Below are 25191 nucleotides of genomic sequence, written 5' to 3' on the forward strand. Positions count from 1 at the left end.
ACCGATCATGACGTCGGACCAGACCACCGAAGTTCCCCCACTGGTCCGGGGGCTGACCTACGAGGAGATGCCGGTGGGACAGGTCTTCAGGACCGCCCGCCGGACCGTCACCGAGACCGATCTCGTCAACTTCGTCACCTGGGGCGGCTTCACCGAGCCGCTGTTCTGGGATGCCACGCACGCGGCGGAGGGCGGGTACACCGGCCGGCTGGTCCCGGGCGGCCTGACGTACTGCCTCGCCGAAGGACTCGTCCTCCAGACGAACGTCCTGCACGGCACGGGCCTCGCCTTCCTGCACATGGAGCTGACCGTGCGCGGGCCGGTCTACGTCGGGGACACCCTCCACGCGATCGTCGAGACAACGGGTTGCCGGCCGTCCAGCAAGCCCGGACGGGGCGTGGTGACCAGCCGGATCACCGTACGCAATCAGCGGGACGAGGACGTCCTGGTCTACTGCCCGGTACGGCTGATCCGCGGCCGGGACTACGAGGCTCCGACGCCCTGAGCACGGGGCACGAGGGTCAGCCCGGCCCCGGGAGCCGCGGCGGGGGCGGTGGCGAACGCTCCCTGGTGCACCCAGTCGGAGGGCATGGTGGGCCGCGGCGTGAGCTCCTGGTCCGGGACCGCCATGGCGTAGAGGCGGGTGTAGCGGAACTTGGCCTCCAGGTTGTCGAGGACCGACCAGTACTCGTAGCCGCACACGTCCACTCCGGCCGCGATGAGCCGGGCCAGCCAGGAGAGCCGGGCCCGGAGCAGGGCCCGGCGCCGGGTGTCGTCGCTCTGTCCCGTGTCGTCGACCAGGTCCAGGTCGCCCATTCCGTTGTCGACGATCGACAGCGGCGGCAGCAGGCCCCCGTACAGGTCGCACAGACCTGCGACGGCGTCGGCGAGGCCTTCGGGGACGAGGGGCCAGCCGTAGGCGGTCGTCTCCACGTCGTCGAAGGGGACGATCGCGAAGCCCAGGCCCATGAGCAGGCGGTTCACCTCGTTGAGGGCGCTTCGGCACCTCGCGGTCGGCAGCACACGGGGCAGGTTCTCGGGCGCGGTGACACGGAACGGCGTGTGCCAGGACAGGCCCAGCAGGTCCTGATCGGTGGCGATGACCTCCAGGTCACCGGGGCGCACGCAGCCGGTGGCGGCCACCGGTGACACGTCCTCCTCGGTCACCATGTGTTCGCCGAGCAGCAGGGGATCCAGGAAGATGCGGTTGGTCCAGCTCTCCAGTCGCTCCAGGGCGAGGCGGTCGTAGGGGTCGTCGGTGGCCGCGTAGCCGCCGACGAGGGTGACCGTCGTGCCGATCCGGCCCCGGACGCCCACGGACCTGAGGGCATGGGTGGCGAGCCCGTTGGCGAGCAGGATGTGGTGGACCGCGGGCAGGCCCGCCCGGCCGACGCCCCGGCCCGGTGAGTACATTCCGGCCACGTGGTCCGCGAGCGTGGGGCCGGCCAGGTCGGTGGAGGTGATCCAGCGCTCCACCCGGTCGCCGAAGCGGCGGCCCAGCTCGGCGGCGTACGCGGCGAAGTGCTCGGCGGTGTCGCGCGCCAGCCAGCCGCCGGCCGTGTCGAGCCAGGGCGGCAGCGTGCGGTCGAGCAGGGTGAGAGCGGGCCGTGTCCCGTGTGCGAGCAGGGCATCGAGCGCGCGCTCGCAGCGGTCCAGGGCCTTCCGGTCCCAGCTGCCCGGCCCGTCGGGCTGGAGCTGTGGCCAGCCGGCGACCATGCGGTGCGTGTCCGCGGTGACACCGAGCAGCTGCCGGATGTCGTCGGTCCACTGCCGGAAGTGTCCGCCGCGCTCCGGCCGGGGTGCGGGCGGGGCCGCGATGGTGTCCGCCGTGGCGACCCCCCAGTCGACACCGCGAAGGGATGCATGCAGGAAACCATCGCTCATGGTTACCGTCCAGGCGGTCAATGGTTTAGCGCATTCAACTGAATGTCCGCCGACGGGACGCTAACACTTCGAGCAAACTACGACAATGTTTCGGCCAGGTTCATCGGAGCGCAAGCTCGCGGCGCTGGAGATCGCAGCGCAGGATAGGAGGGTGGCGGCGGCACGGGCGGCGCCTATTCTCCGAAGGGCCGGAACTCCTCCTCCCGCCACCAGGGGTAGACGGGTGGCATGTCCGTGCTGACGCGGCCGGGGAACTCGGGCGGTCGCTTGGCGAGGAAGGACTCGACGCCCTCGACGGGGTCCGGGCCGCCGCCGATCTGGCCCATGATGCGGGAGTCGAGGCGGTGTGCGGTCATCGGGTGAGGCTCGCCGAGCATGCGCCACATCATCTGGCGCGACAGGGCGACGGAGATCGCCGAGGTGTTCTCGGCGATCTCGCGGGCGAGTGCGTACGCCGCCGGAAGCAGTTCCTCCGGCGGATGGACGGAGCGGACGAGTCCGGCCGCCAATGCCTCCTCGGGGCCGAAGACGCGGCCGGTCGCCACCCATTCCATGGCCCGCTGGATACCCACGGCCCGCGGCAGGAACCAGCTCGCCGCCGATTCCGGCACGATGCCGCGGCGCGCGAAGACGAACCCGAACCTGGCCGAGGTCGACGCCAGCCGGATGTCCATGGGCAGGGTCATGCTGGCCCCGACTCCCGCCGCCGGGCCGTTGACCGCACCGATGACCGGTTTGGCACTCGAGAAGATCCGCAGCGCGACCCGGCCGCCGGTGTCCCGGTGCCATGCTCCCGCTTTGCGGTGGTCGAAGGACGAGCCGCCGGAGCTGACGTCGGCACCGGCGCAAAAGCCGCGCCCGGCACCGGTCACCACGATCACCCGCACCTCGTCGTCGCCGTCGGCCGCGTCCAGGACGTCCAGCAGATCCCGCATCATCTGCGGATTGAAGGCGTTCAGCTTCTCGGGCCGGTTCAGCGTGACGGTGAGGATCCGGTCCGCCACCTCGGCCCGCACGCTCTCGTACTCCTGCTCCGGCATACGCGTCGTCCTCCGTCAGCCTCGTCACCCGGCGAGCCGTTCCCAGTAAGCTGAATTAGTTATACCATTGAACTCTACTGACTCATTCATGGACTGCGGCGGTGGATGTGGAATGGCGGATCTGGTGGTGACCTGCCACGGGCCGGTGCGACTCATCGAGCTCAACCGGCCCGACGAGCTCAACTCGATGAGCGAGGAGCTGCACTCCGGGCTCGCCTCGGTCTGGGACACGCTCGCCGACGACCCGGAGGCACGGGTCGTCGTGCTCACCGGGCGCGGCCGGGCGTTCAGCGCAGGGGGCAACTTCGACATCATGATCCGCGTCCAGCGCGACCGCGCCTTCCGGGAGCGGAACGTCGACGAGGCCCGGCGGATCATCACCGGCATGGTCCGCTGCCCGTTGCCGGTGATCGCGGCGGTCAACGGCCCCGCCGTCGGCCTCGGTTGCAGCCTGGCCCTGCTGAGCGACCTCGTGCTGATCGCCGACGACGCGTACGTGGCCGACCCGCACGTCCAGGTCGGGCTGGTCGCGGGCGACGGCGGCGCGCTGGTCCTGCCGCTGCTCGTCGGTCTGACCCGCGCGAAGGAACTGCTGTTCCTGGGCGACCGGGTGAGCGCCGAGGAGGCGGTCCGGCTGGGTGTCGCCAACCGTGCCGTACCGAAGGAGACGCTCCTGGACGAGGCCATGGACCTGGCCGGACGGCTGGCCGCCCTGCCCGCGCAGGCGCTGCGCGAGACCAAACGGGCGGTGAACCTGCATCTGGAGCAGGCGCTCGCCACCGTGCTGGAACCCGCCCTGCTCGCCGAGCGGGACAGTATGCGTTCCCCGGACCACATCGCCCTCGTCGAGCGGATCATCGCGTCGCGCGCCCGCCGCCGGGCCGGCGGGGAGGGCTGAGACATGGACTTCGCCTTCAGTGACGAGCAGGAGGAACTACGGCGCACGGTGAGGACGTTCCTCGCGGACACCTCGCCCGAGACCGAGGTCCGGCGGCTGATGGAGACCCCGGAGGGCTTCGACCGGGCGCTGTGGCGCCGGATGGGCACGGAGCTGGGCCTCCAGGGGCTGGCCGTTCCGGAGGAGTACGGCGGCGCCGGGTGCGGACCGGTGGAGGTGGGCGTGGTCATGGAGGAGATGGGGCGGGCGCTGTTGTGCGCGCCCTTCCTGTCCTCGGCCGTACTGGCGACGACCACACTGCTGCGCAGCGCCGACGAGGACGCCCGCAAGGCCCTGCTTCCGGGCCTCGCCTCGGGCGAACGTGTCGGGACACTGGCCCTGACCGAGGACTCGGCACGCTGGGACGCGGCGGGTGTGCGGCTCACCGCCCGTGAGAACAAGGGCAGTTGGCTGCTGACCGGGCACAAGATGTTCGTCCTCGACGGAGCCGCGGCCGAGGTGGTCCTCACCGTGGCCCGTGCCGACGACGGCATCGGCGTCTTCCTGGTGGACGGCGACGCGGCCGGGCTGACCCGTGAGCCCTTGCCCACGATGGACCCGACCCGCCGCCAGGCACGCCTCGGCTATCAGGGCGTCAGGGCGACCCGGCTGCGGACGCACGGCGACGGCTGGGACCTGGTCGCCGAGGTGCTGGACCGGGCCGCGGTGGCGCTGGCCGCCGAGCAGGTGGGGGTGGCCCACCGGGTCCTCGACATGGCGGTGGAGTATGCCAAGACGCGACACCAGTTCGGGCGGCCCATCGGTTCGTTCCAGGCCGTGAAGCACCTTCTCGCCGACGTGCTCCTGGAGGTGGAGTCGGCACGCGCCGCTGCCCACTTCGCGCTGCTCGCCGCCGAGGGCGAAAGCTCGGAGCTGCCCGCCGTGGCGAGTCTGGCCAAGGCGTTCTGCTCGGACGCCTGTCTGCGGGCGACGGCGGAGAACATCCAGGTGCACGGTGGCATCGGCTTCACCTGGGAGCACCCGGCCCATCTGTATCTGAAGCGGGCCAAGACGTCACAACTGCTGTTCGGCGACCCGGCATACCACCGGGAACTGCTCGCGCGGCGCATCGGACTGACCCCGGTCACAGAAGAAGGAGCGGCATGAAGGTCGACGGCAAGCTCAATGTGTGGGGCACCGCGGAGGTCGTCGAGGAGGCGAGACACCACGAGAAGGCCGGCTACGACGGCCTGTGGGCGTCGGAGTCCAAGCACGACCCGTTCCTGCCCCTGGTGCTGGCGGCCGAGCACACCGACCGCCTCGAGGTCGGCACGGCCATCGCGGTGGCCTTCGCCCGCTCCCCCATGCAACTCGCGTACACCGCACACGACGTGCAGACCTATGCCGGCGGGCGCTTCTCGCTGGGCCTCGGCAGCCAGATCAAGCCCCACATCGAGCGGCGCTTCGACATGCCGTGGAGCCGGCCTGCGGCCCGCATGCGGGAGTACGTGAGTGCGCTGCGCGCCATCTGGGCCGCCTGGAACGAAGGCGAGCGGCTGGACTTTCGCGGCGACTTCTACTCGCACACCCTGATGTCGCCCTTCTTCTCTCCCCCGCCCGCGCCCGGCGGCGCGCCCGACGTGTTCGTGGCCGCCGTCGGTGAGGCGATGACGCGGGTGGCCGGCGAGGTCGCCGACGGGCTGCTCGCCCACGGCTTCACTACCGAGCGGTATCTGCGGGAGGTCACCCTGCCGACCGTCGAGGCCGGGCTGGCGCGGTCCGGCCGTACCCGGGCCGGCTTCTCCGTCTCCCATCTGCTGCTGACCGCAACCGGCCGTACGGAGGAGGAGATGGCCCGCGCGATCGACGGCACCCGTGGCCAGATCGCCTTCTACGGCAGCACTCCCGCCTACCGCGGAGTGCTGGAGCTGCACGGGTGGGGCGAACTCGGCGACGAGCTGCACGGGTTGTCGACGTCCCGGCGCGAGGACAAGTGGGAGGCGATGAGCCGGCTGGTCGACGACGAGGTGCTGCACACCTTCGCGGTGGTGGCGGAGCCGGACCGGGTCGCGGGCGAGATCCGGCGCCGGTACGGGGCGCTCGTCGACCGGGTGTCCTTCTACACCGCGTACGAGATCGACGCCGAGGTGTGGGAGCCGATCGTGCGGGAGCTGCGCGAGAGCTGACGGGTCAGCCGAGCAGGTCCAGGACGGTCGTCATGGACCTGTTCTGCAGCAGGTAGTCCTCGGCCTCCTGAAGATGCACGCGCCACAGCTCCTCGGCGGCCTCGGCCCTTCGCGCGGCCACCAGCTCGACCAGCGCGCCGTGGGCACGGAAGCCCCGGCGGTTGGCCCGGATGTTCTCGGGGCTGCCGGCGTCGAGGTCGACGTGGGACCAGTTGGCCTGGTCGATGATGTGCCGGACCATGCCGTTGAGGACGCCGAGCGTCTCGTTGCCCGCCAGTTCGACGACGAGGGCGTGGAACTCCATGTGGGCGCGGATGAAGGCCGACGGGTCGCCCATCAGGGCCTCCGCCTCGGCGACGGCGGCCCGCAGCCGCCGAAGGTCCTCGTCCGTGCGCCGCCCGGCCAGCAGTCCGGCACACGGCGCCTCGATCACCGTACGGGCGTCGTACACGTCCTTGAGGGTCGTGCCGCGGTACTCCAGGACGACCCCCGCGTAGCGGGCGGCCACCGTGCCCTCCGGGACCTGTACACGCGCCCCGCCCCGGGCGCCCCGGCGCACGCTGATCAGCGACTCCGACTCGAGCACCCGGAACGCCTCGCGCAGCGTCGGCCGGGAGACGGCGAACTCCGCCATCAGCGCCGTCTCGGCGGGCAGCGCCTCCCCCTCCGCCAGTTCGCCGCGCACGATCTTGCGGCGCAGCTGTGCCGCCACCAGCTCGGCCATCTTGGGTACCCGTACCGGCGTGTTCGCCACGGCGTCCATCTCCTTCAGTCACCTGCGTCCGGTACGAAATACGGCAGTGCGATCTCGTCGGTGAGCGGGCGGAAGTCCACCCGGACGCGCAGGCCGATGACCACATCGTCCGGATCACCCGCGTCTACATGGGACAGCAGGGTGCCGCCGTCGTCCAGATCGATCACGGCGAGCGCGAACGGCGTGTCGAAGCCGGGACCGGGCGCGCGGTGCACCGCGGTCACGGAGTAGACGGTGCCCCGGCCCGCGCTGGGCACATACCTCCAGTCCCGTGCCAGGCAGCCCGGGCAGGCGGGCTCGGGGACGAAGAAGCGCAGGCCACAGGCCGGGCAGTCCGGGACGACCAGTTCGCCGCGCCGGGCCGCGTCCCAGAAGGGCCGGGTCAGCGGGGTGGGGGCGGGTACGGGTCTGCTCATCATGTCCTCCCCAGGACGCTCATCTCGTAGTGCTGCGCCCCGGATCCGGCGTTGCCGACGACCGCCAGGTCCGCGCCTTCGACCTGGTGCACGGCGGTACCGCGCAACTGCCGTACGGCTTCGACGACTTTGAGCGTCATCTGCTGCGTCCCGTTCCAGGCGTACGACAGACAGCCGCCGTCCGGATTGACGGGGTGCTTGCCGCCGACGGCGATGGCTCCGCTCGCGGCCAGCGGCCCGCCCTCGCCCTCTGAGCACAGCCCGAGGATCTCCAACTGGCGGATGATCTCGAAGGAGTTGGGATCGTAGAGGGAGAAGACGTCCACGTCGTGCGGGCTCACGCCGGCCATGGCGTACGCGCGCACGGCGGCGTCCCTGCCGAGCTGCCCGACCTCCCGGTGCAGGGCCGGGTTGGCGTACGCGGCCTGGTGGTACTCCATGCCGCCGCCGAGTACGGCGACGGGCGGGTGCGGCAGGTCGCGGGCTCGTTCGGCGGTGGTCACCACGAGTGCGGCGCCGCCCTCGCCGACGATGCAGCAGTCGAGCAGATGGAACGGCGTGGCCACCATACGGGAGGCGAGCACGTCGTCGGCGGTGTACGGGCCGCGCCCGTACATCATCGCCTCCGGGTTGGTGGTGCCGTTGTTGCGGATGGTGGCGGCGGCCTCCGCGAGCTGGCGGGAGGTCGTCCCGTACTCGTGCATGTGCCGGGCCGCCACCAGCGCGAACTGGGCGACCACATAGCTGCCCCAGACATCGGCGAACTCCAGCTGCACCCCGGCCCCGACCGGGCCGGCCCCGCGCGACACCAGCTTGCAGCCGCCGACCACGACGGTGTCGGCGAATCCGGCGCGGATCGCCGCCGCCGCCTTCAGCAGGCCCCGCGAGCCCGCGTTGTCGAGCATGGAATCGCTGGTCCAGCGCAGGTCCCGGCCGAGCATACGGGCCCAGGAGCTGCCCTCGCCGGGGACGCCGCCCGGGCCGGGCCAGTCGACCTGAGCGCCGTCCACGTCCGCCGGGGTGAGCCCGGCGTCCGAGATCGCTCCACGCACCGCTTCGAGGGCGAGGCCCATCGCGTCACGGTCCGGGAGGGACAGCGCCTGCTCGGTGGCGTACACCCCTGCGACCACGGGCAGGCGGCCGTCCTTCACCGCGTCACCGACCCGCGCCGAGCTGGTCGCCGCCGGGGTAGCCGCCCCCGCCGAAGCGCTCGTCCAGTGCCGCGTAGTCCTTAACGAAGTCCTTGGTGCGCGGCAGGGCTTCGACGAACTCCACCGTCTTCGGCTTCTTGTACGAGGCGATCCGTGCCCGGCAGTGCTCGATGACGTCCTCGGCCGTGACCGCGTCGGCGTCCGGGTGGAGCACCACGACGGCCTTGACGTCCTGTGCCCAGCGCTCGTTGGGCACACCGATCACGGCGGACTCCTTGACCGCGGGGTGCGACTCGACGCAGTTCTCCACCTCGGCCGGGAAGATGTTCTCGGCCGCCGACTTCAGCATGCGGGTCGTCGTCCCGAGGAAGCTGATCGTGCCGTCGCCTTCGCGCCGTCCGAGGTCGGTGGTGTGCCACCAGCCGAAGCGGAAGCGGGCCTCGTTGATCTCCGGCCGGTTCCAGTAGCCGAGGTGCACGAGATCGCCGCGGACGCAGATCTCGCCGGCCTCGCCGACCGCGCACTCCTCGCCGGTGTTGTCGAGGACGCGTACGGCGGTGAAGGGGCCCGGGCGTCCCGCGTTGCCGGTGCCGGTGCCGCCGTAGGCACCGGTCACGGCGAAGCCGGTCACCTCCGTCTGCCCGTAGCCACGGCCCTCGCCGCCCCCGTTGCGGGTGAAGCGGCTCTGGTCGGTGGGTACCGTGCCCTGCCACAGGGGTGCGGCGACGCTCGCCCTCAGGTGGGACAGGTCGTGCCCGGCCTCGCGGTTCAGTGCGACGAGCTGGGCGATGGTGGGCGGCATCAGATAGGCGTGGGTGCACCGCTCGGCCGCCAGCAGCGGGAGCAGTTCCTCGGCGACCACACGACGGACGATCACGTTCTTGCCGCCGTGGACGAAGGCCGGGACGCCCCAGAACTGGTAGTTGCCGATGTGGAACATCGGTCCGGCGCCGAGGAAGGCGGTCTCCGTGCCGATGTCCCCCATCCACGCGGCACTTGCGCCCATCGCGATGAGGTTGCGGTGCGAGAGCATCGAGCCGGACTGCCGTCCGGAGATGGCCGCGGTGTAGATGACCAGGAGCGCGGAGTCGGGGTCGACCTCTCCGGCCGCCGGGTCGTCGGGCGCGCCGGAGGCCAGGAACGCCTCGTACGAGTCCGGGCCCTCGGCATCGTGGCGCAGCCACAACGCGTTGTTCTCGGTGCCGAGTTCGGCCCGCGCCTTGGCGACCGTGTCGCCGATCTCCTCGTCCTGCCAGACGACGACCTTGGGGTCGAAGTCCTCCACCGCGAACGCCATTTCGGGGGCGGCCCAGCGCCAGTAGCCGGGGCACACCATGGCGCCGATCTTCGCTGCGGCGCCGAGCAGCTCCCAGATACGGAAGGAGTTCTGGCCCAGCCACAGGACGCGGTCGCCGGGTCCGACGCCCGCAGCGGTGAGGGCGTTCGCGAGCCGGTCGGTGCGCTCGTCCAGTTGCGGCCAGGTCAGGCGGGCGTCACCGTCGACGAGGGCGATGCCTTCGGGATACGACCTCCGGTGCTCACGGATGATGTCGCCGAACGTCAGGCGGCGGATGCGGGGGTCCGGGGAGGTACCCCCGGGAGGATTCAGCACGTCGTTGCTCCCCATGATCGGTCAGACGCGGCCGATGCCGACGCCCTTGACGTTGATGAACTCGTCCAGGCCGGCCTTGCCGCCCTCCCTGCCGAACCCGCTGATGCCGACGCCGCCGAAGGGTGTGGCGGGCGAAGTGATCGGATTGGGGCCGGGATTGACGTAGACCGTCCCGGCCTTCAGGCGTGGCACCAGGCGGTTGACGCGCCCGATGTCGCGGGACTGGATGTAGGCGGACAGGCCGTACGCGGTGTCGTTGGCCAGGGCGACGGCCTCGTCCTCCGTGTCGAACGGGGTGATGGCCAGCACCGGCCCGAAGATCTCCTGCTGGGCGAGGTCGCTGCGGTTGTCGACGTCGGCGAAGACGGTCGGGGCGACGAAGTAGCCTTCGGCGTCGATGCGTTCGCCTCCGTAGACCAGTCGGCCCGCTCGTGTCTCGACCGCCTTGTCGATCACTGCCTGGACGCGGTCGCGGGCGGCTGCGTCGACGAGGGGGCCGATGAACGCCGCCGGGTCGAGCGGGTCGCCGACGGGCAGGTGGGCCACGACGCCGGTGACCCGGGCGACGACCTCGTCGTAGGCGGACCGCTCCACCAGCAGCCGGGTCGGCAGCGCGCAGCCCTGGCCGGTGTTGCTCATGGCGAAGGCCGCGCAATAGGGCACGACGGTGTCGAGGTCGGTGTCGGCGAAGAGCAGGTTGGCGGACTTGCCGCCCAGTTCGAACAGGACGGGCTTGAGGCTCCTGGCGGCGGTCGCCATGATGCGGCGCGCGGTGGCGGGTCCGCCGGTGAAGGAGATCTTGTCGACGCCGGGGTGTGCCACCAGGGCCTCGCCTGCGTCACCGAGTCCCGTGACGACGTTGACGACGCCGTCGGGGATGCCCGCCTCCCGGGCCAGATCGGCGAAGAGCAGCGCGGAGAACGGCGTGGACTCGGCCGGTTTGATGACCACGGTGTTGCCGGCGGCGAGCGACGGCGGCACCTTCATGGCCAGCGACAGCGCGGGCGAGTTCCAGGTGATGATGTGGCCGATGACGCCGTACGGCTCCGCGAGGGTGTACTCGAAGTTCTCGTGCGGGCTGCAGGCCGCGCCGACCATGCCCTCGATCTTGTCGGCCCAGCCGGCGTAGTACTCGGTCCACTCGGCGACGTGCGGTCCGACGTTCTCGGCCCAGCCGCCTACGCAGACGCCGTTCTCCAGCGGGCAGACGGCGGCGAAGTCGGGGATGTGGTCGCGCAGGAGCCCGGCGAAGCGGGTGAGCAGGCGACGGCGCTCTGCGGGCCGCATGGTTCCCCACACCTCGAAGGCGCGACGCGCGGCGGCCACCGCCCGGTCCACCTCGGCAGGCCCCGCGAGCGGGATACGGGCCTGGACGAGTCCGGTCGCGGGGTTGCGGTGCTCGTGCAGGCCGCCGCTCGCCTCGTGGAGATCCTTGCCGCCGATGACGAGCCGGGGGCGCGGCAGGTCCCGCTCGGCCCGTTCCTGGTGCAGCTTCACGTCGACCGTGACCACGGTGCCTCCCGGAGCCCGCTGCCCTCACATCCGTACAGCTTAAATAGATAACCTATTTAGCCAAGCCAATCAATGGCCCTCACAATCCGAGCGAGCGCCCGATGATCTCCTGCATGATCTCCGAGGTCCCGCCGAACACCCGCTGCACCCGGCTGTCACGCCAGATCCGGGCGATCTCGTACTCATTGACATAGCCGTAGCCGCCGAAGAGCTGCATACAGCGGTCGATGACCCCCCAGCCGGTCTCCGAGGTCCAGTACTTGGCCGCGGCGGCCTCCTCGGGCGTCAGATCGCCTTCGACCAGGGCCATGATGCAGCCGTCCACATAGACCCGGGCGGCGCCCAGCTTGGCCTTGATGTCGGCGAGGGCGAACCGGTTGGCCTGGAACTCGCCGATCGGCTGCCCGAAGGCCGTACGGGTCCTGGCGTACTCCAGCGCCAGCCCGTACGCCCGCTCGGCGGAAGCCAGGGAGGAGACGGCGATGGCGAGGCGCTCGGTGGGGAGGTTGCCCATCATGTGGTAGAAACCCCGCCCCTCCTGCCCGAGCAGGTTCGCGGCCGGCACGCGGACCTCGCGGAAGAAGAGCTCGGCGGTGTCCTGGGCCTTCATCCCGACCTTGTCGAGCTTGCGACCGCGCTCGAAGCCCTCGGTGCCGCGCTCGACGGCGATCAGGCTGATGCCCTTGTGCCCGGCGGCCGGGTCGGTCTTGCAGGCGACGATGACCAGGTCGGCCAGGATGCCGTTGGTGATGAAGGTCTTCGACCCGTCGATCACCCACTCGTCGCCCTCCCGGCGGGCGGTGGTGCGGATGGCCTTGAGGTCGGACCCGGCGGCCGGCTCGGACAGCGCGAGCGCGCAGATCGTCTCGCCGCTGATCACTCCGGGCAGCCAACGGGCCTTCTGCTCCGGGGTGGTGAGGTTCATCAGGTAGGGCGGCAGGACGTCGTTCTGCAGCCCGAGCCCGATGCCGACCGAGCCGGTGGCGGCCATCTCCTCCGCCATGATCGCGTTGTAGCGGAAGTCCCAGATCCCCTGACCGCCGTACTCCTCCGGGAACTGCCAGCCGATGAGCCCGGCCTTGCCCGCGGCCGCCCACGCGGCCCGGCTCACCTGCCCGTCCTGCTCCCACTGCTCGGCGTACGGGGCGCATTCGCGCAGGTAGTAGGTGCGGGCGGTCTCGCGGAACAGCTCGTGCTCCTCGGTGAAGATCGTACGGCGCATGCTCGACTCCACTCAGGCATCTCGCTTATTTAGCTGAAGTAGTTATACGATAGCGCTGTATCGAGAGTCGGGCGAGGGAGGGCGCGTGAGCGTACGGGACAAGGTGGCGCTCGTCACCGGGGCGGGCCGTGGCATCGGTGAGGCGATCGCCGACGCGCTGGCCGCCGCCGGCGCCTCGGTCGCCGTCTGCGACGTGGACGCGGAGGCCGCCGCGAAGGTGGCGGCCGGTCTCACCGAGCGCTACGGCGTGCGTGCCACGGGAGTCGGCGCGGACATCTCCGACAGCGCGGCCGTACGCGCCGCTGTGGCACGCGTGAGCGCCGATCTCGGCCCGGTGGACGTCCTGGTCAACAACGCGGCCGTCGACGTCATCGGCCGGTTCGTCGACAGCACCGAGGAGACCTGGGACCGGATCATCGCCGTCAATCTGCGCGGCACGATCACGGTGACCAGGGCGGTGCTCGACTCCATGATCGAGCGCGGCGGCGGCCGGATCGTCCACATCGCCTCGGACGCCGGCCGGGTCGGCTCGTCCGGCGAGGTCGTGTACTCCGCGACGAAGGGCGGCGTCATCGCCTTCGGCAAGGCCCTCGCCCGCGAGGTCGCCCGGCACGACATCACGGTGAACAGCGTCTGCCCCGGACCGACCGAGACCGCGCTGCTCGGGCAGGTCGCCGAGTACAGCCAGAAGATGTACGACGCGACCGTGCGGGCGATCCCGCTGCGCCGCGTCGCCCGGCCCGCCGAGATCGCCGGTGTGGTGGCCTTCCTCGCGTCCGACGACGCCGCCTATCTGACCGGGCAGACGCTCTCGGTCAGCGGCGGCCTCACGATGGTGTGAGGTGATCTCCATGAGCAGCGTGCTGCGCGTCGAACTTCGCGACGGGATCGCCGTGTTGACGCTGAACCGGCCGGAGCGGCTCAACGCCGTCGGCTCCGAGACCGTGGACCGGCTGACGCAGGCGCTGCACAAGGTCCGCCACAACGACGACGTCCGCGCCCTGGTCGTGGCCGGAGCCGGCCGGGCCTTCTCGGCCGGTGCGGACCTGGGTGAGATCGAGTCGTTCACGACCCCCGGCCAGTTCCGTGCCTTCGTGGGGCGTCTGACCGAGGCGTACGCGCTCCTCGAGGACTTCCCGAAGCCTTCGGTCGCGGCCGTCCACGGGTTCGCCTTCGGGGGCGGGCTGGAGCTGGCCCTCGCCTGCGACCTGCGAGTGGCGGAGCGTGGCGCCCGGCTCGGTCTGCCCGAGATGAAGCTCGGCGTCCTGCCGGGCGCCGGCGGCACCCAGCGGCTGCCGCGCCTCGTGCCGCCCGCGATCGCCAAGCAGATGATCCTCACCGGCGAACCGATCGGCGCGGAGCGGGCTCATGCCCTTGGACTGGTCAATGAACTGGCCGCGCCGGGTGAGGCGTTGAGCGCCGCCGAGGCTCTCGCCGGCACGCTGGCGGCCGGGGCGCCACTGGCCCTCGCCGCAGGCAAACGGCTGATCGACCACGGGCTCGGCATGGGTCTGGAGACGGCGATCGCATACGAGCGCGAGACCGTCTCGGTGCTGTTCTCGACCGAGGACCGGGCCGAGGGACTCAAGGCCTTCCGGGAGCGCCGTCCCGGCGACTTCCGCGGCGTGTAGCGGGCGTACCGACGAACCGTGCGCCGGGACCGGGCGTACCGACGAACTGGGAGGTGGGCCGTGCGGCCACTGGAGGGCATCGCCGTCGTCGAGCTGGGCATGTGGGTGGCGGCACCGGCCGCGGCCACCATGCTCGCCGACTGGGGCGCGGACGTGGTGAAGGTGGAGGCGCCGACCGGGGACCCCAACCGGTACACCCTGCGGCATGTCGGCCAGGACATCGACAGCGCTCCCCCGTTCGAGACCGACAACCGCGGCAAGCGCGGGATCGTCCTCGATCTGCGCTCGCAGGAGGGCAAGGACGTACTGACGCGGCTGCTGGAGCGCGCCGACGTGTTCGTCACCAACCTGCGCCCCGGCGCCCTGGAGCGGCTGGGCCTGCGGCCGGACGAGCTGCGGGCCCGCCATCCCCGCCTGGTCGTCGGCACGTTGACCGGCTACGGCTGGTCCGGTGCCGAGCGGGACCGGGCCGGGTACGACGTGTCCGCCTTCTGGGCGCGGCCCGGCATCGCCGCCATGCTCAACCCGGCCGGGGAGCCGCCGCCCGGCATCCGGCCCGGGCTCGGCGACCGTACGGCCGCGTCGAACCTGGTCGCCGGTGTGCTGGCCGCGCTGCTGCGCCGCGAACGCACGGGCGAGGGAGGGGTGGTCGACGTATCGCTGTTGCGCTCGGGAACGTACGCCAACGGCAACGACCTCGCCCTGCAGAACTTCTTCGGCAAGCGCGGTCGCACCCGCCACCGCGCCGAGCACGAGTCCCCGCTCTACAACTGCTACCGGGCCGCCGACCACCGCTGGTTCTGGCTGGTGGGTCTGGAGGGCAACCGGCACTGGCCCGGTGTGGTGAAGGCACTCGGCCGCGAGGACCTCGCGCAGGACGAGCGGTTCGCGACGGGCAAGGCCCGGCGCGGGCACGTACGCGAGCTGATCGCCGCCTTCGACGAGGAGTTCGCCAAACGGCGACTGGACGAGTGGGCGGCACGCTTCGACGCGGAGGGCGTGTGGTGGGCGCCCGTTCAGACCCTCGCCGAGGTGGCGGCCGATCCGCAGGCGGAGGCGGTGGGGGCGTTCGTCGAGCAGCCCGGCATGGGCGACGCGTCGCCGCTGCGGACCGTGGCGACGCCGGTGAGCTTCTGGGGCGTGGACGACAAGCCTCGTACCGGCGCGCCGACACTCGGCGAGCACACCGACGACGTACTCGACGAGCTCGACCGAACTGGGAGGTAGGGGCATGGGCATCCTCGACGACAAGGTCGCCATCGTGACCGGCGGCGGACGAGGCCTGGGCCGGGCACACTGCCTGGCACTCGCCGAGGCCGGCGCGACCGTGGTGGTGAACGATCTCGGCTCGGGCGTGCACGGCGAACGCACCGGCGACTCCCCCGCCGACGACGTCGTCACCGAGATCACCAAGCTGGGGGGACGGGCGGTCGCCGACCACGCCTCGGTGACGGACTGGGCGGCGACCGAGCGCATGGTCGCGGACACCGTCGCGGAGTTCGGACGCCTCGACATCGTCGTGAACAACGCCGGCATCGTGCGCGACCGGATGCTGTTCTCGATGACCGAGGCCGAGTTCGACGCCGTGATCGCCGTCCATCTGAAGGGCACTTTCGCACTCACCCGGCACGCCTGCGCGTACTGGCGCGAGGCTTCGAAGCGGGGCGAGCGCGTGGCCGGCCGCGTGATCAACACGACGTCCGGGACCGGTCTGTTCGGCAACCAGGGCCAGTCCAACTACGGCGCGGCGAAGGCCGGGATAGCCGGACTCACCGTTCTCACCGCCCTGGAGATGCGCAAGTACGGTGTCACAGCGAACGCCGTCTCACCGATCGCGGCCACCCGGATGACGGACGGCCTGTCTGTCGGCGCGTCCCTCGGGGCCACCGACGGTTTCGACCCGCGCGATCCCGCCAACGCCTCCGGTGTCGTCGTGTACCTGGCCTCGGACAGCTCGGCATGGCTGACCGGCCAGGTCCTGCGCATCGAGGGCAACCGGCTGAACCGGCTCCAAGGCTGGACCGTCGCCGGCGTCCACCCCAGCGAGTCGGGCAAAGCCCTCTCCTACGACGAACTCGTCGACGCAGTACCGCGGTTGTACGGGGTCGCCCCCGCCGGCCGCGCCACCGGAGTCGGGCAGTGAGGGCTCACGGCCAGGACGTCGCAGCTCTCGTGCTGCGCGCGACGCTGGGCCCGATGCTCTTCGCACACGGCTGGAACAAGGTCGCCGGGCCGGGTGGGCTCAAGGGCACGACGGGCTGGTTCGACGCGCTCGGCCTGAAGCCGCCCGAGGTGCACGCCCGGATGGCCGCGGGGACCGAGATGGCGGCGGGTGTGGGTATCACCCTGGGCGCGGCCAGCCCCCTCCCCGCGGCGGCAGCCGTCGGCCTGATGGCCGTGGCGGCCCGGACCGATCACCGGGGCAAGGGCTTCTTCGTCTTCAAGGGCGGCTGGGAGTACGTGGGCGTCGTGGGCGGCGCGGCCGTAGCGCTGGCGGCGCTGGGCAACGGCAGGTACTCGCTCGACGGGCTGCTACGACGCGGGCGTGGGGGCGCTGGTCCCGCGTTGCTGGCCGCGGGAATCGGCACGGCGAGCGCGGCGGCGCTGCTGGCCGTGTGTTACCGGCCGGAGCGGCAGCCGGACAAGGCAGAAACGGATCACTAAGTGCGACCAGGGGTATCAGAACTATCAGGGAGTCGACATGGACGCGGCTGACTTCAGCGCGGTGCTGTCCGAGGTCCGGCGCTTCGTCCGCGAACGCGTCGTGCCCCTCGAAGGGGAGATCGACGAGAAGGACGAGATGCCCGCGGACATCCGCGAGGCGGCCAAGAAGATGGGGCTGTTCGGCTTCGCCCTGCCCGAGGAGCACGGCGGGCTGGGGCTGTCGATGTACGAGGAGGCCCGGCTGATGTTCGAGCTGGGCTACACGACGCCGTCCCTGCGCTCGATGTTCGGTACCAACAACGGTATCGCCGGACACGTTCTGATGGTCGGCGGCACCGAGGAGCAGCGGGCCGAGTGGCTGCCCAGGATCGCCTCGGGCGAGGCACTGGCATCGTTCGCGCTCACGGAGCCCGAGGCCGGGTCCGACCCGTCGACGCTCACCACACGCGCCCACCGAGACGGCGACGACTGGGTGATCAACGGCGCCAAGCGGTACATCACCAACGCCCCGCTCGCCGACGTCTTCATGGTTTTCGCCCGCACCGACCCCGACGCCCCGCGCACCCGCGGCATCTCCACCTTCCTGGTCCCGGCCGGCACCCGGGGCCTCACCGTGGCCCCCAAGGACCACAAGATGGGCCAGTTCGGCGCCTGGACCGCCGATGTGTACTTCGACGACGTACGCGTACCGGCCGTGGCGCTGGTCGGCGGCGACGACGGCCTCAACCGCGGTTTCGGCACCGCGATGGGCTGCATAGCGCACGGACGGGTGCACATCTCGGCTCTGATGGTCGGTATGGCCGAGCGCCTGGTCGACGAGTCGGTGGCGTACGCGAGCACCCGCAGGCAGTCCGGGAAGCTCATCGGCTCCTTCCAACTGGTCCAGGGCCTGATCGCCGATTCCATGACCGACTACTACGCCGGACGCGCCACCGTCCTGGAGGCCGCCCGGCGCTTCGACTCGGGCGAGGACACGAAGATCGGCCCGTCCTGTACGAAGTACTTCGCCAGCGAGATGGTGTGGCGGGTGGCGGACCGCGCGGTACAGGTCCACGGCGGCGCGGGGTACATGCGCGGCGTCGCCGTCGAGCGCTTCTACCGCGACGCCCGGCTGTTCCGCATCTACGAGGGCACCAGCCAGGTCCAGCAGGTGATCATCGCCAAGGCGTTGCTGGGCGAGGCCGCACGCGGCTGACCGGCGGCAGGCCGGCGGACCGGCAGCATACGAGAAAGCCCCGGAGCGATCCGGGGCCTTCGTCGTACGGCGCTCAGATGCCGAGCCGGTCCAGCAGCCGCTCGTGGTACACCGCCGGCCCTCCGAAGAGCAGTTGCGAGGACTTGGCCCGCCGGAAGTACAGATGTGCCGGATGCTCCCAGGTGAAGCCGATGCCGCCGTGGACCTGGATGTTCTCCATGGCCACGGCCAGATAGGCCCGTGAGCAGCACGCGTGGGCCACGGCGGCGGCGACCGGGAAGTCCGGCGAGTCCTCGGCGGCAAGCCGGCTCGCCTCCCGGGAGGAGGCCTCGGCCAGTTCCACCTGGACGAGCATGTCCGCGCACTTGTGCTTGACCGCCTGGAAGGCACCGATCGGCCGGCCGAACTGGTGACGGACCCGGGCGTAGTCCGCGCTCATCTCCAGGCACCGGCGCGCCCCGCCTGCCTGCTCGGCGGCGAGCGCGACCGAGGCGAGGTCCAGGACCTTCGTCATGATCCGCCCGCCTGCCCCTTCCGGACCGACGAGCGTCGCGGGCACGGCGTCGAACGCCAGCCTGGCCATCGCCCGCGTGGCGTCGAGGGTCTCCATCGACTCGGCGGCCACCCCCGCCGCCCGGCGGTCGACGGCGAAGAGCGTGGGGCCGGCGACGGTACGTGCCATCACGAGGAGCAGATCGGCCGTCGTGCCGTCGATGACGAAGCACTTGCGGCCGCTCAGGGTCCAAGCGCCGTCCCCGTCCGGCACGGCACGCGCGGTGATCAGGGCAGGGTCCCAGAAGCCCTCGTCCTCGGCGACGGCGAGAGTGGCCGTGGTCCGGCCGGCCGCGATACCCGGCAGGTGGCGCGCGCAGGCCTCCTCGTCGCCGGACGCCAGCAGCGCCTGGGCGGCCAGCACGACCGTCGCGAAGAACGGCGCGCACAGCAGGGCACGGCCCATCTCCTCCAGGACGACGCCGAGCTCGACCATGCCGAAGCCGTCGCCGCCGTACTCCTCGGGGAGCGCCAGGCCCGGCAGCCGCAGCTGGTCGGCCGCTTGAGCCCAGACGGCCGTATCGAAGCGTGGCTCGCTCTCCATGTGCTTGCGCACGGCCTCCTCGGGCGACTTGGCCGCCATGAAATCCCGCACGGAAGCCCGCAGTTCCCGCAGCTCGCTCTCGTCGGCGGTCATGGCCGCACCTCCTTGACAGCGGCGGTCACCGGTTCCTTGGGCAGGCCGAGGACGCGTTCCGCGAGGATGTTCTTCATGATCTCCTCGGTCCCGCCGAGGATCCTGAGCGCCGGGGTGGCCAGGAGCAGTTCGGACCAGGCGTACGTGCCCCACTGGCCGGTGTCGGCGATGATCCGGGGTCCCAGCACGTCCGACACGAAGTGCGCGGCGCGGGTGAGGTTCTGTCCGTACATCAGCTTCGAGACGGACATCTCGGGTCCGGGCGCCACCCCGCCGCGCAGCTTGCGCAGGGCGCGGGTGTTGAGGTGTTCGGTGGCCATGGCGTCCACGAGGAGCTCCGCCAGGCGGCCGCGCAGGGCGCGGTCGTCCCAGGTCCAGGTGGCGCGCATCAGCGCCGAGAGACGGTCCGGTGAGAGGGCGGCGGCGACCGGGCCCGCGCCCTCGCTGCCGACGGTGGCGCGCTCGTTCATCAGGGTGGTCAGGGCGACGGTCCAGCCGCCGTCGATCTCGCCGAGGCGGTGGTCGTCGGGGAGACGTACGTCGGTGAGGAAGACCTCGTTGAAATCCGCGCCGCCGGTCATCTGGCGCAGTGGCCTGACCTCGACGCCGGGAGCGTCCATGGGGACCAGGAAGGCCGTGATGCCGCGGTGCTTGGGCGCGTCGGGGTCGGTGCGGGTCAGCGCCAGGCCGAGCCGGCTGTGCTGGGCGACCGAGGTCCACACCTTCTGCCCGTTCAGCACCCAGTCCTCGCCCTCGCGGACGGCCCTGGTCGACACGCTCGCCAGGTCGGACCCGGCACCGGGCTCGCTGAACAGCTGGCAGGCGATGGCGTCCCCGCGGTACATCGCGGGCAGCCAGCGGTCCTTCATGTGCGGCTGGGCGTGGGCGAGGATCGTCGGCCCGATCATGCCGAGGCCCACCACGCCGAGGACGCCGGTGTCGGGCACGTCGTACTCGGACTCGACGGCGTCGTAGAGCAGGTCGTGAACGGGGGTCAGGCCCCGGCCGCCGTACTCGGGCGGGCCCGTGATCCAGCCGAAGCCGTTCTCGTGGCGGATGCGTTGCCACTCTCGCGCCCGCTGTACGTGCTCGTACTCCTCCTCGGGCGGGAGGGAGCTGAAGTATGCCATCGAGTCGTCGCCCTCGCCCCAGATGAAGGCGGTGCGGTCGGGGGCCTTCGCCGCGTGCGCGTCGAGGAAACGGCGGGCCTCGGCGGCGAAGTCCTGCAGGTCGTCGGTTTCCATCGCGTTCGCTCCGCTGTCGGGTCGGTCAGGTCGAGAGGATCGTCACCGCCGACGCGCCCGGCGCGCCGTACAGGTGGGTGTACCCGACGCGGGGTGTGCCGGGGATCTGCCGGCCCCCGGCCGTGCCGCGCAGTTGGAGCACGATCTCGTGGATCTGGCGCAGTCCGGAGGCGCCGATGGGTTCGCCGTTGCCGAGCAGTCCGCCATCGGTGTTGACCGGGAGCCGGCCGCCGATCTCGGTGGTGCCCTCGGCGATGAGACGTTCCTGTTCGCCGTCCTTGCAGAGGCCGTTCTCGGCCATGTGGATGATCTCCGACCCGGCGTCGGTGTCCTGGAGCTGGGCGACGTCGACGTCCTCCGGGCCGATGCCCGCGCTCTCGTAGGCCGCCAGGGCGGCGTCCACGGTCGGGCTCGCCACCGGCTCCCCGGCCGGGAAGGACGGGCTCTGCACCTCGAAGGCGCCGAGCCTGCGGCTGCGCAGGGCGGTGGATCGGATCCGCACGGGCTTTCCGAGGTACTTGTGTGCCTGGTCGGCGCGGCACAGGACCAGAGCGGCGGCACCCTCGTCCGGGCCGCAGTACATGTACTGCCGGAGGGGGTAGTTGAGCACCGGGGACGCGAGGATCTCCTCCGGCGTGAGGGGCGTGCGGCGCCAGGCCTTGTCGTTCCCGGCCGCGTTGCGGAAGTTCTTCGATGCCACGCGGGCGAGCGTCTCGTGGGTGATGCCGTGGTCGTGCATGTAACGGTTGATCTTCATGCCGAAGAAATGGGTGGTGAGAAAGAGCCCGGTCTGCCCGTACCAGGAGGGGATGCCCGCCACTGACGGGTCGGCGGCGAACGCGCCGCGCGGGTGTTTGTCGAGCCCGATCGCGATCGTCAGGTCGTGCTCGCCGGTCTCGATGGCGCGGGCGGCCAGCGCGACGGCCGTGCCGGCCGTGGCACAGCCGTTGAACACCCCGCGCAGCGGCACCCCGGTCAGTCCGAGGCGCCCGACGATCGCGTCCGGGTTGGCGACCTCGTAGCTGCCGATGTAACCACCCTGGATCTGCGGCCAGTTCACGCCCGCGTCCGCGAGGGCCAGCCGGACCGCGTCCGCGCCCATGTCCAGCGCGGGCTTCCCGGGGAACCGGCCGAAGGGGTGGAGCCCCGCACCGATGATGACGGCCTCGGTCATGACCCCTCCTTCTCCATGGGCGTGAACGCGAACGTGACGACCTCGGTGCCGTCGTCCCGCACGGCGTAGGGCACCAGCGTCAGCCGCATGTCCTGCCCGATCCTGAGTTTCTCCGGGTCGGGTTCGGTGAGGCGGGCCTCGACCAGCAGTTCGCCCGGCAACTCGATGTAGCCGACCGTGTAGGGCTCGAACGTGTCGGGACCGTCGTACGGCGGGGACGGCGGGCGGAAGTTCTGGGTCGTGTACGTCCACAGCCTCCCGTGGTCGGCGAGCAGCCGCTCCCGGGACTCCGTGCTCGCGCACCGCACACAGTCCGCGGCGGCGGGGAAGGCGACCAGGCCGCAGGCCGTGCACTCGGAGCCGATCAGCCGGAGGGGTGCGGACGGGTCGGGGGGCCAGGTGAACAGGCCTTCGGCGACCGGCTTCCGGGTGGTCGTCATCTCACGCACCCTTCCGCTCGCCCAGCGCGTCGGCGTTCGGAGCCGCTTTGGCCACCAGGTTGGGGACGACCGAGGACAGCTCCTCCGGTGCCCACCGGGACTCCGCGTTCGCGCCGGGGCCGTTGACCCAGCCCTCCAGGACGGTGATCCGGTTGCCCATGACGCCGAAGACACGGCCGGTGACCTCGCGTGAGGCGGCCGAACCGAGCCAGACCACGAGGGGCGAGATGGCCTCGGGGGTGAGGTCCTGGGCCTCGGCGGCCCGCTTCATCATCTCGATGTCCTCGGTCAGCCGGGTGAGCGCGGTCGGCGCGATGGCGTTCACCGTCACGCCGTAGCGGGCGAGTTCGGCGGCGGCGATGACGGTGAGGCTCGCGATGCCGGCCTTGGCCGAGCCGTAGTTCGACTGGCCGGGGTTGCCGAAGATGCCGGAGGGTGAGGTCGTGTTGATCACCCGGGCGTCGTTGTCGTGACCGGCCTTGGCGCGCTCACGCCAGTACGCTGCGGCGTGGTGGAGGGTGGCGAAGCTGCCCTTGAGGTGGACGGCGAGGACGCTGTCCCAGTCCTGTTCGGTCATCGACACGATCATCCGGTCGCGCAGGATGCCGGCGTTGTTGACCAGGACGTCCAGGCTGCCGTAGGTCTCCACGGCCTGGCGGACGAGGCGGGCGGCGCCGTCCCAGGCGGAGATGTCGTCCGTGCTGGCCACGGCCTGGCCACCGGCCGCGACGATCTCGTCCACCACGGCCTGGGCGGGTCCGGCCGAGGCACCCGCCCCGTCGCGCGCACCGCCCAGGTCGTTGACCACGACCCTCGCCCCGTGCGCGGCGAACGCCAGGGCGTGGGCCCGGCCTATGCCGTTGCCGGCGCCCGTGACGACCACGACCCGGCCGTCGACAACTGCTTCGGACATTCTCAACTCCTCTGTCATGACGATGAATTGACGATCAGTTGGCTTCGGCGAACAGAACCCTCGGGTCCTCGCTTCCACAGGCGCACAGGCCGGTGACGACGGCCCCCGTGATGCCGAGCGGGGTCTCGGCCAGTGGCGAGGTGCGCCCCTCGCCCGCCGCCAGGGTCAGCTGTCCGCCCCGCTCGCCGATCCGCCATTCGGCGGCGTTGATGTGCGCGCCGGTCCGCTCGGGGCACTCCAGCGCGAGGGCCGGTCCCACGGCCGAGATCAGGCAGGCGGAGACGCCCACCGCACGCAGCACCGGGACGGCGGAGGGGCGGGCCAGCACGACCGGTGTCGGCCGGAACATCTCGCCGATGTCGGTCGTACCGGCGAGACCCTCCAGGGTCTGTTCCGACAGTCCGATCACCGCGTGCGGGGTGAGTTCACGGTGGAAGACCGAGGTGCGGCGGTGGTCCCAGCCCATCGCCTCGGCGATGCCGTACGTCACCTTCAGCGTGCGCAGGCCGCCGATCACCGCGTGTCCCCAGAAGCCCTCGAAGCCGGAGGCGGTCAGCAACGCCCGTTGCCCGGCGCCGAGTCCGTGCCGGCGCAGGCGCTCGCTGACCCAATCGGTGTCGCGGGCGAGTTCCGCCAGGGTCAGTTCCATGTCCCGGGTGCCGTCGGCGGTGGGGAAGCGTACGAGGTAGGCGACTTCGGGCCGGTCGAGGGTCCTGGCCCGGGCGAGGCTGTCGGCGCGGGCCATCAGCTCTTCACCACCCGGGGGAACTTGGCGACGCTGGTCATGGTCTTCAACAGGTCCTCCTCGGTACGCAGGTCGAGCACCGGCCGCACCCCGGTCCGCTCGCGCACGGCCTCGCCGAGCCGCCCGGCCAGGGCGTCGAGGTCGTCGGTGAGACGGGGGTCGTAGCCGACCCGCAGCCGCAGTTCGTCCACCTCGCGGCGGTCCCGGACGATCTGGAAGACTCCGGCCACCGTCTCGGGCTGGTCCTCCACGGCCTGCCAGATGTCCCGCAGGACGACCGAACGCCCGTCGACCAGCGTCTCGTCGCCCCGTCGTCCTGCCACCCACATCCGGGCGTGGGTGCGGCCGCAGCCACAGCGGTCGCGGGACATGCGGACGAGGTCCTCGCTGCGGTAGCGGATCAGCGGGGCTGCTCGGTTGTCCAGGTCGGTTGCGACCAGTTCGCCGAGGTCGCTCTCCGGGACGTCGCGCCAGGCGCCCGGTTCGTCGATCTCGACGCACTCGGCGAAGACGGTGTCCTCCCAGAGGTGGAAGCCGTCGTGCTCACCGCACTCCCAGGCGGTGCCGGTGTCGGCGGCGCTGGTGTACTCGTAGATGTCGATGCCCCAGTCGTCCCGGATCCGCTCGCGCATTCTCCGGCTGAGGGGCTGCCCGGCGCAGGAGGCGCCCTTGAGGGAGGAGAAGGCCTCCTTCAGGTCCACCTTCTCGGCGAGGTGCTCCAGCTCCACCATCTGCGGATACATCATCTGCAGGTAGGCCGGCCGGTAGGTGCGCAGGGCTTCGACCACCTCGTGCATCTTCCCGAGCCAGGTGTCCACCTCGATGACCACCGCGCCGAGCGCCTGATAGCCGGGGTCCATGAGGTTGCGGAAGGTGCCGGGCGGGCTGAGGACCCGGTCCCCGGGCCTGAGGCCCAGCTCCCACAGGTCCCGCACCTGCGCCGTGACCAGGGGCGGCGCGTCCTGCCAGATCTCGGCGAAGAACTCCGGGTCGCCGGTGGTGCCCGAACTGGAGGAGACCGAGGTCAGCTCCTCGACCGGGACACAGAGCAGACCTCCGAAGGGATCACCGGTGCGGGCCCGGTAGGCGCGCACCATGTCCTTGGTGATGAACGGCACCCGTGCCCGGAAGTCCTCCAGCGAGCGGATGTCCCGCGGATGGACGCCGTGCTCGTCCCAGAGTTCACGGTAGAAGGCGGAGCCGGTGTAGGCGTATCCCACCAGTTCCAGGATCTTCTCCTCCTGCTGCGCCCGCAGTCGCTCGCGGGGCATGGTCTCCACCTGTGGCTCGAAGTACCTGTCACCGGTGTGCCTGTCACCCACCATGGCGCCTCCTCGCGGCT

At 71.3% G+C, this 25191-nt stretch carries 25 protein-coding genes; 10 read left to right on the forward strand and 15 right to left on the reverse strand.

The window, feature by feature from the left end; translation table 11 throughout:
* Positions 1-7 precede the first annotated feature (7 nt).
* The gene (locus ACFT32_RS00740) at positions 8-505 is read left to right on the forward strand and encodes a MaoC family dehydratase (RefSeq protein ID WP_382484187.1); all 498 of its coding nucleotides are present in this window, start codon (positions 8-10) and stop codon (positions 503-505) included.
* Here the strand turns inward: ACFT32_RS00740 and ACFT32_RS00745 are convergent.
* Both ACFT32_RS00745 and ACFT32_RS00750 read right to left on the reverse strand, forming a co-directional pair.
* Complete coding sequence (locus tag ACFT32_RS00745) at positions 484-1884, reverse strand: family 1 glycosylhydrolase (RefSeq protein ID WP_382484189.1); 1401 nt, start codon at positions 1882-1884, stop codon at positions 484-486. The genes ACFT32_RS00740 and ACFT32_RS00745 overlap by 22 nt on opposite strands.
* A 173-nt stretch (positions 1885-2057) precedes the next feature.
* Positions 2058-2924, reverse strand: coding sequence for a crotonase/enoyl-CoA hydratase family protein (locus ACFT32_RS00750; RefSeq protein ID WP_382484190.1), 867 nt, complete (start codon positions 2922-2924; stop codon positions 2058-2060).
* A gap of 112 nt (positions 2925-3036) precedes the next feature.
* Here ACFT32_RS00750 and ACFT32_RS00755 point away from each other — a divergent pair, with 112 nt between their 5' ends.
* From ACFT32_RS00755 to ACFT32_RS00765, 3 genes are read left to right on the forward strand one after another with little or no spacing between them, the layout of a single operon-like run.
* Positions 3037-3822: an enoyl-CoA hydratase/isomerase family protein gene (locus ACFT32_RS00755; RefSeq protein ID WP_382484192.1), complete on the forward strand. Its 786-nt coding sequence runs from the start codon at positions 3037-3039 to the stop codon at positions 3820-3822.
* 3 nt (positions 3823-3825) lie between these two features.
* On the forward strand, positions 3826-4968 hold the full coding sequence (locus tag ACFT32_RS00760; RefSeq protein ID WP_382484195.1) for an acyl-CoA dehydrogenase family protein: 1143 nt from the start codon (positions 3826-3828) through the stop codon (positions 4966-4968).
* Complete coding sequence (locus tag ACFT32_RS00765; RefSeq protein ID WP_382484197.1) at positions 4965-5987, forward strand: TIGR03617 family F420-dependent LLM class oxidoreductase; 1023 nt, start codon at positions 4965-4967, stop codon at positions 5985-5987. The genes ACFT32_RS00760 and ACFT32_RS00765 overlap by 4 nt, the downstream gene beginning before the upstream one ends.
* Positions 5988-5991: 4 nt before the next feature.
* On the opposite strand, the gene ACFT32_RS00770 is transcribed toward ACFT32_RS00765, so the two are convergent.
* The 6 genes from ACFT32_RS00770 to ACFT32_RS00795 all read right to left on the reverse strand — a co-directional run bounded on the left by ACFT32_RS00770 (position 5992) and on the right by ACFT32_RS00795 (position 12654).
* Positions 5992-6750 carry a FadR/GntR family transcriptional regulator gene (locus ACFT32_RS00770; protein WP_382484199.1) on the reverse strand — a complete coding sequence of 253 codons (759 nt, stop codon included), beginning with the start codon at positions 6748-6750 and terminating at the stop codon, positions 5992-5994.
* 5 nt (positions 6751-6755) lie between these two features.
* Positions 6756-7157, reverse strand: coding sequence for a Zn-ribbon domain-containing OB-fold protein (locus ACFT32_RS00775; RefSeq protein WP_382484202.1), 402 nt, complete (start codon positions 7155-7157; stop codon positions 6756-6758).
* Positions 7157-8308 carry a thiolase family protein gene (locus tag ACFT32_RS00780; RefSeq protein ID WP_382484205.1) on the reverse strand — a complete coding sequence of 384 codons (1152 nt, stop codon included), beginning with the start codon at positions 8306-8308 and terminating at the stop codon, positions 7157-7159. Before ACFT32_RS00780 ends, ACFT32_RS00775 begins: the two co-directional genes overlap by 1 nt.
* Before the next feature lie 4 nt (positions 8309-8312).
* Entirely contained in the window at positions 8313-9920 is a 1608-nt protein-coding gene (locus tag ACFT32_RS00785; RefSeq protein ID WP_382484208.1) for an AMP-binding protein, read from the reverse strand.
* 21 nt (positions 9921-9941) lie between these two features.
* Positions 9942-11432: an aldehyde dehydrogenase family protein gene (locus ACFT32_RS00790; RefSeq protein ID WP_382484211.1), complete on the reverse strand. Its 1491-nt coding sequence runs from the start codon at positions 11430-11432 to the stop codon at positions 9942-9944.
* 79 nt (positions 11433-11511) lie between these two features.
* Complete coding sequence (locus tag ACFT32_RS00795) at positions 11512-12654, reverse strand: acyl-CoA dehydrogenase family protein (protein WP_382484213.1); 1143 nt, start codon at positions 12652-12654, stop codon at positions 11512-11514.
* Positions 12655-12739: 85 nt separating this feature from the next.
* Between ACFT32_RS00795 and ACFT32_RS00800 the strand changes: the two genes are divergently transcribed.
* From ACFT32_RS00800 to ACFT32_RS00825, 6 genes are read left to right on the forward strand one after another with little or no spacing between them, the layout of a single operon-like run.
* Positions 12740-13495 carry an SDR family NAD(P)-dependent oxidoreductase gene (locus ACFT32_RS00800; RefSeq protein WP_382484215.1) on the forward strand — a complete coding sequence of 252 codons (756 nt, stop codon included), beginning with the start codon at positions 12740-12742 and terminating at the stop codon, positions 13493-13495.
* Between the two features lie 10 nt (positions 13496-13505).
* Complete coding sequence (locus ACFT32_RS00805; protein WP_382484217.1) at positions 13506-14285, forward strand: enoyl-CoA hydratase/isomerase family protein; 780 nt, start codon at positions 13506-13508, stop codon at positions 14283-14285.
* Positions 14286-14345: 60 nt separating this feature from the next.
* Positions 14346-15512, forward strand: coding sequence for a CaiB/BaiF CoA transferase family protein (locus tag ACFT32_RS00810; protein ID WP_382484219.1), 1167 nt, complete (start codon positions 14346-14348; stop codon positions 15510-15512).
* A 4-nt stretch (positions 15513-15516) separates the two neighbouring features.
* Entirely contained in the window at positions 15517-16428 is a 912-nt protein-coding gene (locus tag ACFT32_RS00815; protein ID WP_382484221.1) for an SDR family NAD(P)-dependent oxidoreductase, read from the forward strand.
* Positions 16425-16949: a DoxX family protein gene (locus tag ACFT32_RS00820; RefSeq protein ID WP_382484223.1), complete on the forward strand. Its 525-nt coding sequence runs from the start codon at positions 16425-16427 to the stop codon at positions 16947-16949. The genes ACFT32_RS00815 and ACFT32_RS00820 overlap by 4 nt, the downstream gene beginning before the upstream one ends.
* 37 nt (positions 16950-16986) lie before the next feature.
* On the forward strand, positions 16987-18144 hold the full coding sequence (locus tag ACFT32_RS00825; RefSeq protein WP_382484225.1) for an acyl-CoA dehydrogenase family protein: 1158 nt from the start codon (positions 16987-16989) through the stop codon (positions 18142-18144).
* Between the two features lie 73 nt (positions 18145-18217).
* Here ACFT32_RS00825 and ACFT32_RS00830 read toward each other — a convergent pair whose 3' ends face one another.
* Genes ACFT32_RS00830 through ACFT32_RS00860 form a run of 7 tightly spaced genes read right to left on the reverse strand, consistent with a single transcriptional unit; the run spans position 18218 to position 25174 of the window.
* Positions 18218-19333: an acyl-CoA dehydrogenase family protein gene (locus ACFT32_RS00830; protein WP_382484228.1), complete on the reverse strand. Its 1116-nt coding sequence runs from the start codon at positions 19331-19333 to the stop codon at positions 18218-18220.
* A complete protein-coding gene (locus ACFT32_RS00835) occupies positions 19330-20577 on the reverse strand; it encodes an acyl-CoA dehydrogenase family protein (protein ID WP_382484230.1) in 1248 nt (415 codons plus the stop codon). The genes ACFT32_RS00830 and ACFT32_RS00835 overlap by 4 nt, the downstream gene beginning before the upstream one ends.
* Before the next feature lie 25 nt (positions 20578-20602).
* Entirely contained in the window at positions 20603-21751 is a 1149-nt protein-coding gene (locus ACFT32_RS00840) for a thiolase family protein (RefSeq protein WP_382484232.1), read from the reverse strand.
* On the reverse strand, positions 21748-22191 hold the full coding sequence (locus tag ACFT32_RS00845; protein ID WP_382484234.1) for a Zn-ribbon domain-containing OB-fold protein: 444 nt from the start codon (positions 22189-22191) through the stop codon (positions 21748-21750). Before ACFT32_RS00845 ends, ACFT32_RS00840 begins: the two co-directional genes overlap by 4 nt.
* 1 nt (position 22192) lies before the next feature.
* Positions 22193-23104, reverse strand: coding sequence for an SDR family oxidoreductase (locus ACFT32_RS00850; protein ID WP_382484236.1), 912 nt, complete (start codon positions 23102-23104; stop codon positions 22193-22195).
* Positions 23105-23138: 34 nt separating this feature from the next.
* Positions 23139-23849 carry a hypothetical protein gene (locus ACFT32_RS00855; RefSeq protein WP_382484237.1) on the reverse strand — a complete coding sequence of 237 codons (711 nt, stop codon included), beginning with the start codon at positions 23847-23849 and terminating at the stop codon, positions 23139-23141.
* Complete coding sequence (locus ACFT32_RS00860; RefSeq protein WP_382484240.1) at positions 23849-25174, reverse strand: phenylacetate--CoA ligase family protein; 1326 nt, start codon at positions 25172-25174, stop codon at positions 23849-23851. Before ACFT32_RS00860 ends, ACFT32_RS00855 begins: the two co-directional genes overlap by 1 nt.
* Between the last annotated feature and the right edge of the window lie 17 nt (positions 25175-25191).

Origin of the sequence: Streptomyces sp. NPDC057002, assembly GCF_042673825.1 — a bacterium.
Lineage (GTDB): Bacteria > Actinomycetota > Actinomycetes > Streptomycetales > Streptomycetaceae > Streptomyces.

Coding starts and splice junctions, on each gene's coding strand:
- ACFT32_RS00815 (WP_382484221.1), top strand. CDS start 15,517: ATGGGCATCCTCGACGACAAGGTCGCCATCGTGACCGGCGGCGGACGA.
- ACFT32_RS00760 (WP_382484195.1), top strand. CDS start 3,826: ATGGACTTCGCCTTCAGTGACGAGCAGGAGGAACTACGGCGCACGGTG.
- ACFT32_RS00860 (WP_382484240.1), bottom strand. CDS start 25,174: ATGGTGGGTGACAGGCACACCGGTGACAGGTACTTCGAGCCACAGGTG.
- ACFT32_RS00825 (WP_382484225.1), top strand. CDS start 16,987: ATGGACGCGGCTGACTTCAGCGCGGTGCTGTCCGAGGTCCGGCGCTTC.
- ACFT32_RS00845 (WP_382484234.1), bottom strand. CDS start 22,191: ATGACGACCACCCGGAAGCCGGTCGCCGAAGGCCTGTTCACCTGGCCC.
- ACFT32_RS00750 (WP_382484190.1), bottom strand. CDS start 2,924: ATGCCGGAGCAGGAGTACGAGAGCGTGCGGGCCGAGGTGGCGGACCGG.
- ACFT32_RS00850 (WP_382484236.1), bottom strand. CDS start 23,104: ATGTCCGAAGCAGTTGTCGACGGCCGGGTCGTGGTCGTCACGGGCGCC.
- ACFT32_RS00835 (WP_382484230.1), bottom strand. CDS start 20,577: ATGGAAACCGACGACCTGCAGGACTTCGCCGCCGAGGCCCGCCGTTTC.
- ACFT32_RS00755 (WP_382484192.1), top strand. CDS start 3,037: ATGGCGGATCTGGTGGTGACCTGCCACGGGCCGGTGCGACTCATCGAG.
- ACFT32_RS00765 (WP_382484197.1), top strand. CDS start 4,965: ATGAAGGTCGACGGCAAGCTCAATGTGTGGGGCACCGCGGAGGTCGTC.
- ACFT32_RS00775 (WP_382484202.1), bottom strand. CDS start 7,157: ATGAGCAGACCCGTACCCGCCCCCACCCCGCTGACCCGGCCCTTCTGG.
- ACFT32_RS00740 (WP_382484187.1), top strand. CDS start 8: ATGACGTCGGACCAGACCACCGAAGTTCCCCCACTGGTCCGGGGGCTG.
- ACFT32_RS00770 (WP_382484199.1), bottom strand. CDS start 6,750: ATGGACGCCGTGGCGAACACGCCGGTACGGGTACCCAAGATGGCCGAG.
- ACFT32_RS00855 (WP_382484237.1), bottom strand. CDS start 23,849: ATGGCCCGCGCCGACAGCCTCGCCCGGGCCAGGACCCTCGACCGGCCC.
- ACFT32_RS00840 (WP_382484232.1), bottom strand. CDS start 21,751: ATGACCGAGGCCGTCATCATCGGTGCGGGGCTCCACCCCTTCGGCCGG.
- ACFT32_RS00795 (WP_382484213.1), bottom strand. CDS start 12,654: ATGCGCCGTACGATCTTCACCGAGGAGCACGAGCTGTTCCGCGAGACC.
- ACFT32_RS00745 (WP_382484189.1), bottom strand. CDS start 1,884: ATGAGCGATGGTTTCCTGCATGCATCCCTTCGCGGTGTCGACTGGGGG.
- ACFT32_RS00830 (WP_382484228.1), bottom strand. CDS start 19,333: ATGACCGCCGACGAGAGCGAGCTGCGGGAACTGCGGGCTTCCGTGCGG.
- ACFT32_RS00805 (WP_382484217.1), top strand. CDS start 13,506: ATGAGCAGCGTGCTGCGCGTCGAACTTCGCGACGGGATCGCCGTGTTG.